We start from the raw sequence: 16303 nt of genomic DNA, 5'->3' as shown, positions 1-16303 counted from the left end.
AAAGAAATATTTGTATTTGGTTTGCTTCGACTCACTTATTTAAAAGATTATTTAAATAAAAAAATGAAAAATCAAGCTAAAAACCTAAGAACTATAATGGCTTATATTCCCTTATTCGCCATGGTTTTCTTGTTACTTATGTGCAAGAATGAGCCAAAAGAAATTGAGGAAGTAGAGCCAACAACCTATTCTATAGAGGGTACAATTAGCGGACTTGGAAATAACTATCTGTATTATAGAGTACCAAACAAGGATTACGATGGATTGGGTTACAATATGGATTCCTTGGCTGTAACTGATGGGAATTTTAAGTTAACGGATTCTATTGAAGGTTATCATTACGTTTCTTTCTATACCCGAATGGATGAGTTAATTAAGAAAACACCAATGGGCTACTATCCTGCAAAATCTGGTTATCTAAATACGATTCTGTATCCTGGTGCCGAAATAAAAGTATCTGGTAAGGTATCTGATTTCATGGAGGCCTATCCAGAAAACAGTGACGATGTAAATAATGAATTAGGGAAATTACACCAAGAGATTTATCCATTGATGAATGAAAGTGTCAATTATCTTGTAAAGTCGACCTATGAAGCAAGTGAAGAGGTTAAAAAAAGCCTTGAGACGAAAGCAGATTCAGTAAGTGCAATTGTAAATGATCTTAAACAAAAGTTTGTTTTAAACAATCCATCATCGGTAGCTGGATTATTTTATTTAAGCGATATGATGATGCGAAGTCAAATTGAGGATGAGACCGCAATAAACGCTTTCAATAATCTTGATAGTTCTTTAGCAGATGTATCATTTTATAAAGACGTATCATACAGGGTTAATGCAATTAACAGCACGAAAGCAGGTGCCTTATCCCCAGCAATTAAAACAACTTCAACGTTAGATGGAAATGAATTTGATTTATCTTCATTTAGAGGTAAGTATGTGATGATAGATTTTTGGGGGATTTGGTGCGGACCGTGTGTTTCAGAGATGCCGAAGGTTAAGGAATATTATGAAAAGTATAACGATAGGTTGGAAATTCTTGGCGTCAATTCTGGTGATAAGAAGCAAAGGATAATTGACTTCATTGAGAGAAATGATTACGACTGGCAACAAATAATGGATGTAAGGGATAGTGAATTAGATAACTTTGTACTTCGCTACAATGTCAGTGCATTTCCAACCAAATTCATTATAGACCCAGAAGGTAAAATTATCAAAAAATATGTAGGTTCTGGTGAAGAAGCCTTTGAGCTTCTCGATGAACTTTTAATATAATATCACCCTAAAATTTTGTTAGAATTGTTTTGAGTTAGTTAGTTTTTAACAAAAAAAGAAGGGTTGTTTGGTTAGCAACCCTTTTTTAATTAAAAAATCATATAAAATGAAAAACTATATTTTAAAAATTGCCATTTTTTTTGTTATCTCACTTTTCTATGAAAGTTTAGAGGCACAACAAAAATCAGATATCAAAGTGCTGTATGTAGGTTTTCAGCCAGAGCGAGACATGCCCAAGAGATTAGGATTTTATGTTACCGGATCTTTGGATAATGAACGTTTTAAAGAAGAATATCCAAAAAGATACTCTGCATTTATTGATTATTTGAATAGCTACTTTAAAGTTGTAAAAGGAGTAGATGCAAGGGATTATGATTCCAGCTTATCTGCAGAATATGATGTTACTATATTTGATCATATCCCAGATCCAAAGACCAATGCAGTTGAAGAAAAAGATGAAAATGGCCAAACAATAGGGTACAAACCTCCTAAATACATAAGCGATGAATTTGACCATGCCACCATTTTTATAGGGCATACCGCTCCTGTCATGTCATCTCCTGTAGGTTCAAAATTAGATTGGTACTGTTTGTGTTTGGATGCTCACGCACATAACATCAATTATGATCACACGATTTTTAATCAGCCTTATGAAGTTGAACTAACAATTAAAAATAAACCTATACCTAGTGGTGCGCTTCATTATCTATCGGGTAAAAACCTACCTGACTCTATACCCATGTGGCAAGTGCAAACAGAGGGCTATCTAGAAGGTAAAGGTTATAGAATAGGGCAAGTTTCATCATTTGATGGGTTTTTGGATTCTCCAGAAACTGAATTTATTTCAGGCGGTGTATCCACAAAAGATATAAATGCTGTAGCCATTGGAAGGCATGGTAACTTTTTATTATGGGGTTTTAGTGCTTCTCCCGATTATATGACTGAAGAGGCTAAAAAGGTTTTTGCCAATGCCGTTCACTATATGAGCAAATTTAAAGGCCAAAAGATTATTGCAAAAAAAACGGAACAACTCATTTTCACTCGAAAATATATTGATCAAATAAAATATTATCTTACTGAAGAAGCCTATCAAGAATATATACAGGTAATTAGGGAGTTTCATGACAAAAATGAAGAAGAACGAACCAATGCCATTGCTAAAAAAGAAAGAGGTGAAACTTTAACTTCAGAAGAAGAGCAACTAGTTAACAGGGCGCCTAGGCCGAGGCAACCTGATATTTCGTGGGAAGAATATATAAAAAAATTTATGGGCAATTTCCACGAACAATTTGGTAATGATGTAACAGCATATACTGAATATTTAGACGAAAATATTGAATACATAGGTTTTGAAAAGGACAAGGGATACTATGGGATGGTTGTTGATGAAGATGTAAAATCTTTAAAGGTCTCCACTAGAAAACTTGAGTTGTTAAGTACGTGTATAGATTTATTAAAGAAAGGGGAACAAGATGAATTGGTTACAAAAATTTTGAATCGCTATACCGAAGAGAATTTTGAAACTGCCGATGAATGGCAAAACTGGTTTGATACCAACAAAAACAAACTTTTTTTTACGGAGGCAGGAGGCTACAAATGGCTAGTTAACACATTGTAGGTTATGAAAATTAAGTTCCTTATTGTGTTTGCTATATTATTTCTAAATCATGATAGCTGGGCACAATACGATTTAATACGACCAGAAATGCAAAGAAAAGTTGCCGAGGCCAGCGTAAAACTAAAAGTATTGGATTGTCATTCTTTAGATCCGTTATCATTAAATGCCCTCGTTTTATGGTCGCAAGACAAATCACAATTGGCGGTCATAATGAAAATAAATTTGCTACCAGGCTGGCATATTTATTCATTCGTTCCAAAGACTCAGCCCTATATCCCAACAGAATTACTGTTGGAGTTGCCAAAAGGAATATATAAAATAGGTGATTGGATCAAACCTATGGACGAAGCATATAACGATGGTGTTTACATCTATCATGGAGTACAAACATTCGTTCACTATTTAAAAGTTACAAATAGTAATTATAGTAATGAATTGACCTGTGGGATTTATTACCAGACTTGTGATCTTAATAAGTGCTATCCTCCCAATGAAAAACTTATAAAATTGAAACTTTAAGAGTTCATACTTCTTGGCAAGATCTAATATTAACATTTCCTTAATAAGGGAATTTTAGATAACTAACGTTTTCTATATAAATCATAAAAACTCAACGATGAAAAACTTTCTATTAGTATTTAGTTTAATCTCAATTACATTTGCTAGTGCACAGAACTTAAAGCAGGAATTACCTATAGATTCTAATATTAAAAAAGATGTTCTTCCTAACGGGCTTACCTATTATCTGTACAGTACTGATGTCACCGAGGACGTCGCAAGCTACTACATCATTCAAAACGTAGGTTCAGTATTAGAAAATGACGACCAGCAAGGTCTAGCACATTTCTTGGAGCATATGGCTTTTAATGGAACAGAGCATTTTGAAGGCAAAGGCATTCTCAATACTTTAGAGAAAGAAGGTATCGTTTTTGGTAGAGATATAAATGCCTATACTTCTTTTGATGAAACCGTATATAATATCAATAATATTCCAACTACACCAGAACTCATAGACACTGGTTTGCAGATACTTCATGATTGGTCCAATTATCTTCTGCTTACCGATGAGGAGATCGATGCCGAAAGAGGGGTTATAAAAGAGGAGTGGAGAACGAGACAAAGTGGAGGATTAAGACTTTTTCAGCAAAGTTTAGGTGTGAAATATGGCAATTCAAAATACGCTAAGCGTATGCCAATTGGCCTAATGGACATAGTTGAAAATTTTGAGTATGAAACCCTTAGGAACTTCTATCACGATTGGTACAGAACAGACCTTCAGGCTATAGCCATTGTGGGAGACATAGATATTGATGAAATGGAGCAAAAAGTAATTGCTAAATTCTCTGCAATACCGCCTGTTGAAAATCCCATAGAGCGTTACATTGTCGTGATAGATGACAACGATGAACTGCAATACATTATGGTAAGGGATCCTGAAGTATCTACTGCGAGTGTTAGATTTGGTATCCGCCATGCCGTAAGCAATAATAAAAATACTGTTGCCTATTTGAACGAAAATTTGCATAACTCTATTATCCGCTCGATATTTTCCGAGCGCTTTAGCGAAATAGTGCAACAACCGGACTCTCCATTCATTAATGTATATGCAGGAATGAGAGGACATTCTAGGGCGCACAATGAGTTTCAACTTAATGTTTTCCCAAAGGAAGGGATGCAAAAGGAAGCATTTAAACTGGCAATGGTTGAAATCAATAGAGCAGTAAGACATGGGTTTACAAATTCGGAGATAAATCGTGCAAAAATCAAATTAATTAAATCTTACGAAAACGAAATTGCAAAGCTGGATGATCGGAGACACGCAGAAATTATCCAAGTCATGCAATCGAATTATCTGGACAACGAACCTATTATGGATAAGCAAAAGGAATTTAAGATAATCGAGCAACTCGTAAAAAATATTGATCAAAAGTCATTATTAAATCGCTTAAACGAAATTTATACCGTTAAAAACAGAACATTAATAGTAACTGGTGTTGAAGGTCAAAATAATCTAACTGAAGGACAGGCTAAGAATATCATTTCAACGACTGAAAACGATTCTAGCCTCCAACCATACGAAGAAGATAATAGCTCTAAATCTTTAATGACTGGTATTGCATTAAAAGCTGGTAAAATTACCAAAACAGAAACGCATCCGGGATTAGGATTCACTACATATACACTTATTAATGGTATAAAAGTCCATTATCAATTTGTAGATAAAGACAAAAATACTGTAGATCTTTTAGGTTACAGTGATGGCGGTGAGTCGCTAATTGCTGACGAAGACTTGCCTTCTGCGCAAATGGTTTCAAGTATAGTATCTAGTTCTGGAATCAATGAATTTTCTGCTAACGAACTTTCGAAGGTTTTGGCTGGTAAGACTGCAAGAGTATCGATAAGGATTTCAGATATCATAGAATCTTTTAGTGGTTCATCTACCACAGAGGATGTCGAAACCATGTTGCAATTGTTGAACCTACATTTCACCAAACCCCGATTTGACAAAAAAGCTTTTGATGTAGCCATACAAAATCTCGAAAACAACTTAATAGCTAGAAGTCAAAACTTAAGTTATAAAATGAACGACAGTATTATAACGACTTTGTACGGTTACAATCATCCAAAGAGGCGTTTATTTAATAAAGAATATATAGACGATATAAACTTTGATAAGATTCAAAAACTTTATAAATCTAGATTTGAAAACGCATCAGATTTTGAGTTCATCATTGTTGGTGATGTTTCAGAAGAAATTTTAAAACCACTAATTGAGCAGTATTTAGGCAGTATTCCAACAACACCTGAGAAAGAAAAATGGAAAGATAATACAGTAGAGTGGACTACTGATAATATCGATAAAGATATTTATCTACCTATGGAAGATCCGAAGGCATCAGTGAGAATTGCTTATAAAAATGAAATGCCTTATACTATTAAGGATGAGTTATTAATGGATGCCTTAGGTAGTATCCTGCAATTAAGATATACAGAGTCTTTAAGGGAAGAAGAAGGAGGCACCTATGGAGCAGGTGTAAGAGGTTCTCTATCAAGGGAGCCAAGATCTATAGCCTATCTATCTGTTAGTTTTGATTGCAATCCTGATATGGCTGAAAAACTTACTTCCATTGTACATAATGAAATATTAAAAATTAAAAATGGGAATATAAAGCAAAATGACCTGGATAAAGTACTAGCTAATTTCCTAAAGGAACGTCAAGAGAGTAAAAGCTCTAATAATTATGAAATTTCAGCAATTAGAACATGGGTTAGGGATGGCTATAATAGGAATGCTCCAGAAAATTTTGAAAATATTGTTAATTCGATTACCCAAAAGGATATTCAAGAAATAACCTCAAAATTGTTGGACAACTATAAATCCTATGAGGTCATCTTTAAACCTGAGTTAACTGATCAATAGTTTCCTAAATACATTAAGAGATTTATCTTAAAATAATACGATTTAACAGTAAAGTCTAAGGATAAAATTGTCTCAATTGTACGTTTTGAGACAATCATTAGAATTACTGGATAATTTTATTTACCAACCTATAACAAAACTATTATGATAAAAAGATTTCTTTTTCTTGTAGCCCTGATCTCAGTATTTACAGTTGATGCTCAAATATACGAACCCGTAAAGTGGACAACGTCTGTAGAAAGCATTTCTGAAAATGAATACGAGCTTATTGCGAGGGCTAAAATTGACGGAGGATGGCATCTATATTCTCAGATTGTTCCAGAAAATGGGCCAATCCCTACAACTTTGGCATTTGAAGTTGTCGATGGGTTAGAATTAATAGGAAAAACATCTGAACCTGAGGGGCACACTGTAGATGACCCTGTATTCGGTATGGAAATTAAGTTCTTTGAAAATTCAGCAGAGTTCATACAAAGAATAAAAGTATCTGGAGACATATCAAGAGTATTGGGTTCTGTAGAATTTATGGTTTGTGATGATAAAAGGTGCTTACCGCCAAATGAAATTCAATTGATATTCAATCTTAGAAGTAATGCGACCAATGAGATGGATGTTGTGGAGACAATTGATCCCACTATTAACAACAATGAAATAAACCAAGAATTGTATGGTTTACAACCCGAAAACTTAGCAAAATCTGAAATAGTTTGTGCTGATGAGTTACGAAGTGAATCTACCTCGATAGAGAATTCGGGCAAATCATTATGGAGCATTTTTGCACTAGGATTTTTTGGGGGTCTATTGGCGTTGTTGACTCCTTGCGTATTTCCAATGATTCCTTTAACAGTTAGCTTCTTTACTAAAAAGGGAGGTGAAAGGAATAAGGGTGGAGTTTCTAAGGCATTACTCTATGGGTTTTTCATATTTGCCGTTTATATTTTGTTGAGTGTTCCGTTTCACCTATTAGATTCAGTTAATCCAGATATACTCAACGAAATTTCAACCAATATTTGGCTTAATATAATTTTCTTTGCCATTTTTCTGTTTTTTGCATTTTCCTTTTTCGGATTCTATGAGCTTACATTACCCGCAAGCTGGACCAACAAAACTACAAAAGGAGAAAATGTGGGTGGTATTGTTGGTATCTTTTTTATGGCACTGACATTAGCCATCGTTTCATTTTCATGCACCGGACCAATTTTGGGCTCATTATTGGCAGGTTCTTTAACGGCTGATGGAGGTGCTTGGCAATTAACCGCCGGTATGGCAGGTTTTGGGGTGTCTTTGGGATTACCTTTTGCATTATTTGCAATGTTTCCTAATATGATGAATGCTTTACCAAAATCTGGTGGATGGCTAAACACTACTAAGGTGGTACTTGGATTTTTGGAATTGGCATTAGCTTTTAAATTTTTGTCCAATGCCGACCTAGTTGCCCATTGGGGTATTCTTAAAATCGAACCTTTTTTACTAATCTGGATAGTACTTTTTGGTGGATTAGCTCTTTACTTATTTGGAAAAATAAAATTTCCACATGACTCACCCATTAAAAAACTATCATTCTTTAGAATTTCATTTGCGATATTAGTTTTAGCATTTACAATCTATTTAGCTTCTGGTTTTAGAGTAAATCAAGATACAAATACGTATAGACCATTAACGCTTTTAAGTGGGCTTGCACCACCCGTAGGATATAGCTTCTTTTTACCCAATGACTGCCCTAATAACCTTGAATGTTTCAAGGATTTAAAAACGGGTATTGAATATGCTAAAAAAGTAAATAAGCCTATCATGTTGGACTTTACAGGATATGCCTGTGTTAACTGCCGAAAGATGGAAGAACATGTTTGGCCCATAGCCAATATTGATAAGTTTTTAAGAAACGATTACGTTCTTATTTCTCTGTATGTAGATGATAAAAAGGACTTGCCAAAAGCACAACAAGTAGAAGTTAACAGAGTAAATGGAGGTACTAGGTTATTGGAAAACTATGGCCATAAATGGGCAAATTTTCAAACTCAATTTTTCCAGACAAATTCGCAACCATATTATGTCCTTTTAAATCAGGATGGCACGAAAATTTTGAATGCTCCAATAGGTTATGCTCCAGATCCAATTGAATATGCACAATTCTTAGACTGTGGTCTGGATGTATTTAAAGCATTAAATGAATAGCAACCATTCAGTTATGAAATCTATTGTGAAAAATATTAAAAACGTGTTTCAGAAGAAAATATTAAAATCTTCTGAATTAGAGAATTATTTCGCTCAATTTCGTGATCATATTGTTGGCATAGATGATGAATTCGATTCACCCTATGGCAGAAAAAAAATATTATATGCTGACTGGACGGCAAGCGGTAGGTTGTACAGACCAATTGAAGAAAAAATTCTGAATGAAATTGGACCATTTGTTGCCAACACCCATACAGAAACATCTATTACAGGTTCGGCCATGACTCATGCCTATCATGTGGCAAGAACCATTATTAAAAAACATGTAAATGCCAGTGACGATGATGCATTGTTAACCGTTGGAACAGGAATGACAGGTGCAATCAACAAATTTCAAAGAATTTTGGGTATCAAGCTGAACGAAAATTTCAAAGATCATACCCAAATTCCAGAGGAGAAAAGGCCTATTATTTTTGTTTCTCATATGGAACATCACTCCAATCAAACATCATGGTTGGAAACCATTGCTAAAGTTGTTGTGATACCTTCCAATCAAAGCGGTTTACCATGTTTAACTAGCTTGAAAGAATCGATTGACGAACATCAATCATTCCCAATAAAAATTGCAGCTATCACTGGTTGTTCAAATGTTACGGGTATTAGAACCAATTACCATGATATAGCTAGAATAATGCATCAAAACGGTGGACTTTGTTTTGTGGATTTTGCGTGTTCCGCACCTTATGTTAATATCAATATGCATCCTGAGAATGAAGATGAATATTTAGATGCCATTACCTTTTCTCCTCATAAGTTTTTAGGAGGTCCAGGGTCTTCAGGGGTATTGATTTTTAATAAGAAATTATACAAAAATTTGGTGCCAGATAATCCAGGTGGCGGAACGGTGTCATACACTAATCCTTGGGGAGATCATGATTATATAGACGATATTGAAACTCGTGAAGATGGGGGCACTCCAGGTTTTCTTCAGGCTATAAAGATTTCGCTGGCAATTAGGTTAAAGGAAGAAATGGGTGTTGAAAATATTTTAAAAAGAGAACATGAACTCAACAATTACATTTTTTACAGACTAGAAAAGAACAAACGACTAAAGGTTTTAGCTTCTGAATGTACAAATAGGCTCGGAGTTTTCTCTTTCTTTATTGAAGGCTATCATTATAATCTTATCGTAAAATTGTTAAATGATCGATTTGGCATACAATCTAGAGGTGGCTGTTCTTGTGCAGGCACATACGGTCATTACCTTTTAAATGTAGATCTTGACACATCAAAAGCTATTGAAGAAAAAATATTGGAAGGTTGCCTAATGGAAAGACCGGGATGGATTAGGATGTCCATTCATCCCACAATGACAAATGAAGAAGTCATTTTTATTTGTGATGCCATAGATGAGGTAACGAAAAATATTGAAATATGGGGATTAGATTATAAATATGATCCATTAAAAAATGATTATGTCCATACCGAGAACATATCCCCTGAAAAGGAAATTATAAAAGATTGGTTCAAGCTATAATTACAGAAGGGAAATCATTTAATGATTACAAGAAAAATTGTATTATACAAAACTTTAACAAATCAACTTTTGGCTGAAGAATCCATAACGGCTATAATTCACAGGTATAAAGGGAAAATTTTGGAAATACAAAAAGAATATACCCTTCTGTAATTGTCAGGAAGCAAAGATATCGTTGATGAAATAACTTAATTTATTGCCTCTTATGGTACTATTGGGTATTCCGAGTCTAATGATATAAATTTAAATTAATTTAAGTATGCCAGAAGAAATTGAAAAAGTTACATGTTTAATCATAGGTTCTGGCCCGGCTAGATATACGGCCGCTATCTACGCCGCTCGTGCTAATATGAATCCAGTATTGTATTTTACCACACACTTAGTGATTCACTAGCTAATGACCCTGACTAGTATAATCATCAGCTTTTATATCACCCGATTGATTCATTAGCATATCATGGTCATATTGACAACAGTCGGGTAAATTTTTATAAGCGTCTTCGCTTCCTGCTACTTTTTCGGTATCATACCCTGATGCTGCTATGGCGTTGTGAATAGCCATTTCATTTGTTTCAGTATCATCAAAAGACACCTCAATGATTTTCTTGTTTTTATCCCAATTTGCACGCTCTACACCATCTACACCATGAGCGGCTTTCTCAATGGTTTTTTTACACATACCACAGTTTCCTCTTACCCCAAAGGACAAGCTTATCATTGCTACTTCTGTTGATACAGCTGTATTTGAGGTCTCTACGTCTTTTTTTGTGTTATTTTTACAACTTGTAAACCCTATTGCTACTATTACAGCTACACTTAACATTGCTTTTTTCATGTTCTCAATTTTTAATTATTATTTATTCTATTACTTGTTTTAGTTCTCCGCAGGTTAACATATCATCTCCAAAATAAGGATTGATAACTTTTGCTTCTTTACTCAACCAATAGGCACCTTTATTGTTATCTGCCATAGGACAAAACTCTACATACACTTTTTCATTAATACCAAATAACTGAATAGCACTAATTAAGTGTGCCGATAACGGTTTAAAATGAGTTCTTTGTATTTCTATATTGGATGTGTTTGAAATTAAATCTGTAGAAGATTTGATTTCTTTTTCAAGAGACATCCAATGTGTGTGAGCATCATTTTTCAACAACTTCATATCCACCTGACTTAAATTGACTAAAAGATCTTTGGCACTTTCAGAGGCTTTATTAACATTATCCTGTACCAAAGCATCTTTAATGGCAATATAATTATCATATACTTTTTTTAATTGTTGTTGAAATAGGCTAGGTGTTTCCAATCGGGTATTCTGTTTAGTATAGTCTGTATTATTTAAAGTCTTGTGATCTATACCTAAATGCGCTTCGTGTCCTGACCTCGTTTTTCCGCCTTCCTTATTCATCATCGATTTTTTACCTTGCAATTGTGCCGCAGCATCAACCGTAAACGTTCCGTTAACAACTATTTCATCTCCATGATTTAAACCTTCAATAACTTCATATTGCGCTCCAACTTGTTTTCCAAGTGTTACCTCACGCATTTCAAAAACGGGTGTTTCAGGAGTAAGCTTTACATACACTACAGAGCGTTCTCCTGTCCATAAAACAGAAGAAACTGGGATTGTTAATAATGGCTCTTTACTTTGCCTTTTAACCTCAACAAGCCCCTCTATAAACATACCAGGTTTAAATACTCTAGTGGTGTTATTTAAAACCACACGAATCTTAACCGTTCTGGTTGAAGGGTTCAACGTGGGTTCAATAAAATCGATTTTTTCGTGAAACGGTTTGTTTGGGTAGGTATTTGTTGTAATGCTAATATTCTGCCCTTCTTTTATTAAATCGATTTGATGTTCATACAGGTCAAACAAAGCCCAAACCGTATTTAAGTCTGTAATCTTTAGCAGCGCTTCTCCTTGCTTGACATAATCACCTTGATCTACCAATTTTTCAGAGACTGTTCCTGAAACCGTAGCATATACGGGAACGTTATGTTGTACTTTTCCAGAAGATTCAATTTGATTAATTTGGTCGTCCGAAATATTCCAAAGCTTTAATTTATTGCGAACCGCTATATACAACTCTGGCTGCGATGCTTTAATAGAGGCAGCGGTTATTAATTCCTGCTGTGCCGAAAAAAGTTCTGGCGAATAAATGGTTGCTAACAACTGCCCTTTATTAACCTTTTCCCCAACGGAGCTTATATTTAACCGTTCAATTCTGCCAGAGAAATAACTTGCTTGTACCACATTGGCATCTTCATTCTCAGCGATTTTTCCTGAAAGTTTAATGGTATTCCCTTCAACCATAGCATTTCCAACGATGGAAGTTTGGATATTTGCCAGAGCCATAGCATTCTTTGTCATTTTAAAGGCATCAGCTCCTAACCCATCTGCCCCTACTTCAACTGGTATTAAATCCATACCACAAATAGGACAATCGCCAGCTTCTGGCTGCATAATTTGTGGATGCATAGAACAGGTCCACATTTGATCTGTTTTAACAACTTCATCATGATTCTGAGTTTTGTTTTCAAGAGAAGAATGACCAAAAAATACCCAACCCAGTGCGAGCCCTAAGGCCAATACGCCTATATAAACTAAATATTTTTTCATGTGCTTATTTTTATTGTTCTTAATCTTAACGCGTTGGTTATCACCGAAACCGAACTAAAACTCATGGCCAAAGCAGCTATCATAGGAGATAGTAAAATGCCAAAAAACGGAAATAACACACCTGCTGCTATTGGCACGCCTATGGCGTTGTAAATAAGTGCAAAAAATAGATTTTGCTTAATATTTTTCATGACAGCTTCACTCAAATATTTTGCTTTTACTAGGCCTTGTAAATCGCCCTTTATTAGAGTTATCATGGCACTTTCAATAGCTACATCGGTTCCTGTACCCATGGCGATACCCACATCACTTTTGGCTAAGGCTGGTGCATCATTAATACCATCGCCAGCCATGGCCACCACTTTGCCTTTGGCTTGAAGTTTTTCTACCGCTTTAAGCTTATCTTCAGGTAGCATACCTGCTTTAAAATGGGTAAGATTTAATTCTGAGGCTACTGCTTGTGCGGTGTTATGATTATCGCCTGTTAACATAATCACATCAATCCCTTTACTTTGCAATGCTTTAACAGCTTTAGCACTAGTATCTTTTAGCTTATCACCAATCACCACATAGCCCACAACTTTTTTATCAAGAGCCAAAAAAGACACCGTTTTTCCTTGCTTCTGAAATGTTTTAGCTGCTTCTATTACATTAATGGTCATTTCTACTTGTGCATAACTCATCATTTTAGAATTGCCTAAAGCTACATGGTTATTACTGATTGAAGCTTCAACTCCTTTACCTGTAATAGCTTTGAAGTGAAAAGATTTAAGTATTTTAACATTATGTACTTTACCGTATTTAACGGTAGCTTCTGCTAGCGGATGTTCACTATGAGCATTGAGCGAAACAATGTATTGTAGAATGTCCCTTTCTGTAAAACCGCTATCTAAAACACCTACTTTTTCAACTGTTGGTTTGCCTTCAGTCATGGTTCCTGTTTTATCAACAATAAGTGTATTAACTGTATTCATTTTTTCAAGGGCTTCAGCATTTTTTATTAACACCCCATTTTGAGCCCCCTTACCAACACCTACCATGACAGACATTGGTGTTGCCAAGCCTAAAGCACAGGGACAAGCAATAATTAAAACCGCAATAGCATTAACCAAAGCATACACATATGCGGGTTCGGGGCCCCAAATAGCCCAAAAAATAAAGGTAAGCACTGAAATAGCAACTACAGTGGGTACAAAATACCCTGATACTTTATCAGCTAAATTCTGAATAGGTGCTCTACTTCTACTGGCTTCATTTACCATGTGAATGATTTGCGAAAGCAGTGTATCACTCCCCACTTTTTCTGCTTTTATTAAAAACGACTGGTTGCCATTAATGGTTCCGCTACTTACTTTGTCTCCCATTTTTTTAATGACTGGAATAGGCTCGCCAGTAATCATAGATTCATCAATACTAGATTCGCCTTCAGTTATTGTTCCATCTACAGGGATTTTATCGCCTGGCTTAACTTTAAGAATATCATGTAATGCTATACTATCAATACCAACTTCTACTTCTTCACCATCAACCATTTTAACTGCTTTGTTAGGTGCTAGCTTCAACAATTCCTTAACTGCAGAATTTGTTTTATTATGTGCACGGGCTTCTAGTAATTGACCCAAAAGCACTAATGTTAAAATAACTGTTGTCGCCTCAAAATAGACATGTACCGCACCAGATTCGGTTTTAAATTGTTGTGGAAAAAAATCTGGAAAGACAAGTCCGAACACACTAAAACACCAGGCCACACCTGCGCCAATACCTATAAGCGTAAACATGTTAAGGTGCCAAGTTTTGATACTTCGGTAGGCACGCTCAAAGAACATCCAAGCCGCATAAAAAACAACTGGAATTGATAAAACAAACTGTACCCAATTCCAATATTGTTGTTTCATAATGCTATATAATGAGTTATTAGCAAGCATGTCACTCATGGCAATTAAGAAAACAGGCAATGTAAAGACACTGGCTACCCAAAACTTTTTTAATAACAGTTTATAGGTGCTTTCTTGCCCGTTAGCAGACGAATCTTCGGCAGAAAGGTCTACTTGAAGTGGCACTAAATCCATACCACAAACGGGGCAATCTCCTTGTTTGTCATAGGTTTTATCTCCTTCGCATTGCATAGGGCAATAAAACGTACCTGTGCTTTTTCCTTGAGGTTGTTTTTCCTTTTTAGGTTCTAAATGATGCTGCTGTTCTCCTTGATTGTGTATACTATATCTACCACCATCGTCTTTTAAAGACTTTTGAAACTTTGCTAAAGGTATATGTTGTTTCATTTCAATAGTTGCTTCGGCTTTTTCAAGATTTACCATAGCCTTAGAAACACCCGTAACTTTTAAAAGTGTTTCTTCTACATGATTACGACAACCATTGCAGCTCATGCCGTGTATATGATAGGTGTGTTGCATTATTACTGTTTGGTTAAATAATTAATAACTGTTCTTTGCAAATAGTAGCTTTTAATAGCGTCTATTTGACTTATTTGAAATTTTAATTGTAATTCTTGAATATCTAAAACATCTGTAAAATCAATTGTTCCAGTTTCATAGCTTTTTATTAAAATAGTCTCGGCATCTTTAGCTTGTTTTAAATTATTTACTTGTGTATTGTAGCTAATCCTTGCCGCGTTTGTTTGCTTAATAGCTTCATCAAGTAATGTTTCTAACACATTTAATCGATTCTCTTTTTGTAATAAAACTTCTTGTTGTTTTAATGCGTTCTGTTTGGTTTTTGAGGCGTATTTACTACTAAAAATAGGGATGGATACCGAAACCATAGGCATCAAAATATCTTTTCCATTATCACTAAAATCCATATTAGGCCTTTCATCAACTGCTATGTAATCCAAGCCAAATCCTAACATGGGGTTGCGCTCTTTTTTATTCAATAACTCAGACTGTTCTATTGAATTGTAAAGCCTGTCATACTTTAACAATTCGGGGTGCACCCTTAAATTTTCAGAATCAAATAAAGCGTCGGTTAAAGGTACACTTAGGCTATCAACAACAATAACCTGTTTGTTTTTATCTCTATGTAGCAGCTTATTGAATTTGGTGCGTTCTGCCAAATAATCTTGTTCCATAATTTGTTTTACCTGCTGCAATTCATTTTGGCGCATTTGCAATCGCAAAACAGCTACTGCCGAAGCTTTACCTACTTCAACAGCGGTTAATGCCAAGGTTTCATAGGTTTTAAGTAAGGTTATATTGTCATCTAAAACAGTTTGTTTTTTCTTTAGAGCGTATAAATTGTAATAGGATTGTGAAACAGCAACAACCAATTTTCTTTTCGCAATAACCACATCTTCATATACGGCATCTGATAATGTATTAATGTAGTTTTCTCGTGCTGTGATTTCACCAAATGATGGTAACATTTGCATAGCCGAAATTTTAAAACGTTGCGCTCCTGTTCTTGTTTCGGGTTCACTAACAAAATAACCAACAGCCACTTGAGTATTTGGTATTGTATTGGCTTCATTGATACTTTCCTTAACTGCCTGATGTTTCAACTCAAACGCCTGAATCTCTGGGCTGTTTTTTAAAGCATCCTGTATTAATGCTTCTAATTCTTGTGTGTGACCTGTTAGTGTCAAACATAAAGCACTAAGAATAAAGATCGTTTTTATAAGTGTTTTTAACGTTTTCATA

General features: G+C 35.1%; 10 protein-coding genes and 1 pseudogene. 7 read left to right on the top strand and 4 right to left on the bottom strand.

Going from position 1 to position 16303, the window contains the following annotated elements; all coding sequences use genetic code 11:
* Positions 1-21: 21 nt before the first annotated feature.
* From KFZ70_RS05935 to KFZ70_RS05905, 7 genes and pseudogenes are all read left to right on the top strand, one after another.
* On the top strand, positions 22-1272 hold the full coding sequence (locus tag KFZ70_RS05935) for a redoxin family protein (RefSeq protein WP_407516050.1): 1251 nt from the start codon (positions 22-24) through the stop codon (positions 1270-1272).
* 106 nt (positions 1273-1378) lie between these two features.
* On the top strand, positions 1379-2890 hold the full coding sequence (locus tag KFZ70_RS05930) for a hypothetical protein (protein WP_139694423.1): 1512 nt from the start codon (positions 1379-1381) through the stop codon (positions 2888-2890).
* A 3-nt stretch (positions 2891-2893) separates the two neighbouring features.
* A complete protein-coding gene (locus KFZ70_RS05925) occupies positions 2894-3409 on the top strand; it encodes a protein-disulfide reductase DsbD domain-containing protein (protein WP_139694424.1) in 516 nt (171 codons plus the stop codon).
* A 97-nt stretch (positions 3410-3506) separates the two neighbouring features.
* A complete protein-coding gene (locus KFZ70_RS05920; protein ID WP_139694425.1) occupies positions 3507-6311 on the top strand; it encodes a pitrilysin family protein in 2805 nt (934 codons plus the stop codon).
* 144 nt (positions 6312-6455) lie between these two features.
* On the top strand, positions 6456-8486 hold the full coding sequence (locus KFZ70_RS05915; RefSeq protein WP_139694426.1) for a thioredoxin family protein: 2031 nt from the start codon (positions 6456-6458) through the stop codon (positions 8484-8486).
* 13 nt (positions 8487-8499) lie between these two features.
* Positions 8500-10023: an aminotransferase class V-fold PLP-dependent enzyme gene (locus KFZ70_RS05910; protein WP_139694427.1), complete on the top strand. Its 1524-nt coding sequence runs from the start codon at positions 8500-8502 to the stop codon at positions 10021-10023.
* A 259-nt stretch (positions 10024-10282) separates the two neighbouring features.
* A pseudogene (locus KFZ70_RS05905) lies at positions 10283-10390 on the top strand (thioredoxin-disulfide reductase); the annotation flags it as partial.
* 27 nt (positions 10391-10417) lie between these two features.
* Here the strand turns inward: KFZ70_RS05905 and KFZ70_RS05900 are convergent.
* Genes KFZ70_RS05900 through KFZ70_RS05885 form a run of 4 tightly spaced genes read right to left on the bottom strand, consistent with a single transcriptional unit; the run spans position 10418 to position 16302 of the window.
* Positions 10418-10858, bottom strand: coding sequence for a heavy-metal-associated domain-containing protein (locus tag KFZ70_RS05900; RefSeq protein WP_139694428.1), 441 nt, complete (start codon positions 10856-10858; stop codon positions 10418-10420).
* Positions 10859-10880: 22 nt separating this feature from the next.
* The gene (locus KFZ70_RS05895) at positions 10881-12647 is read right to left on the bottom strand and encodes an efflux RND transporter periplasmic adaptor subunit (RefSeq protein ID WP_139694429.1); all 1767 of its coding nucleotides are present in this window, start codon (positions 12645-12647) and stop codon (positions 10881-10883) included.
* Complete coding sequence (locus tag KFZ70_RS05890) at positions 12644-15061, bottom strand: heavy metal translocating P-type ATPase (protein ID WP_139694430.1); 2418 nt, start codon at positions 15059-15061, stop codon at positions 12644-12646. The genes KFZ70_RS05895 and KFZ70_RS05890 overlap by 4 nt, the downstream gene beginning before the upstream one ends.
* A 2-nt stretch (positions 15062-15063) precedes the next feature.
* Entirely contained in the window at positions 15064-16302 is a 1239-nt protein-coding gene (locus KFZ70_RS05885; RefSeq protein ID WP_139694431.1) for a TolC family protein, read from the bottom strand.
* Position 16303: the final 1 nt, after the last annotated feature.

Origin of the sequence: Allotamlana fucoidanivorans, from assembly GCF_045788535.1 — a bacterium.
Classification (GTDB): Bacteria; Bacteroidota; Bacteroidia; order Flavobacteriales; family Flavobacteriaceae; genus Allotamlana; species Allotamlana fucoidanivorans.
The sequence above is the reverse complement of the archived record's forward strand: the minus strand, read 5'-3'. Positions and strand labels throughout refer to the sequence as shown.

What these genes read in the sequence shown, in the direction of transcription:
- KFZ70_RS05930 (WP_139694423.1), top strand. Translation starts at nt 1,379, where the DNA reads ATGAAAAACTATATTTTAAAAATTGCCATTTTTTTTGTTATCTCACTT.
- KFZ70_RS05925 (WP_139694424.1), top strand. Translation starts at nt 2,894, where the DNA reads ATGAAAATTAAGTTCCTTATTGTGTTTGCTATATTATTTCTAAATCAT.
- KFZ70_RS05920 (WP_139694425.1), top strand. Translation starts at nt 3,507, where the DNA reads ATGAAAAACTTTCTATTAGTATTTAGTTTAATCTCAATTACATTTGCT.
- KFZ70_RS05915 (WP_139694426.1), top strand. Translation starts at nt 6,456, where the DNA reads ATGATAAAAAGATTTCTTTTTCTTGTAGCCCTGATCTCAGTATTTACA.
- KFZ70_RS05910 (WP_139694427.1), top strand. Translation starts at nt 8,500, where the DNA reads ATGAAATCTATTGTGAAAAATATTAAAAACGTGTTTCAGAAGAAAATA.
- KFZ70_RS05900 (WP_139694428.1), bottom strand. Translation starts at nt 10,858, where the DNA reads ATGAAAAAAGCAATGTTAAGTGTAGCTGTAATAGTAGCAATAGGGTTT.
- KFZ70_RS05895 (WP_139694429.1), bottom strand. Translation starts at nt 12,647, where the DNA reads ATGAAAAAATATTTAGTTTATATAGGCGTATTGGCCTTAGGGCTCGCA.
- KFZ70_RS05890 (WP_139694430.1), bottom strand. Translation starts at nt 15,061, where the DNA reads ATGCAACACACCTATCATATACACGGCATGAGCTGCAATGGTTGTCGT.
- KFZ70_RS05885 (WP_139694431.1), bottom strand. Translation starts at nt 16,302, where the DNA reads ATGAAAACGTTAAAAACACTTATAAAAACGATCTTTATTCTTAGTGCT.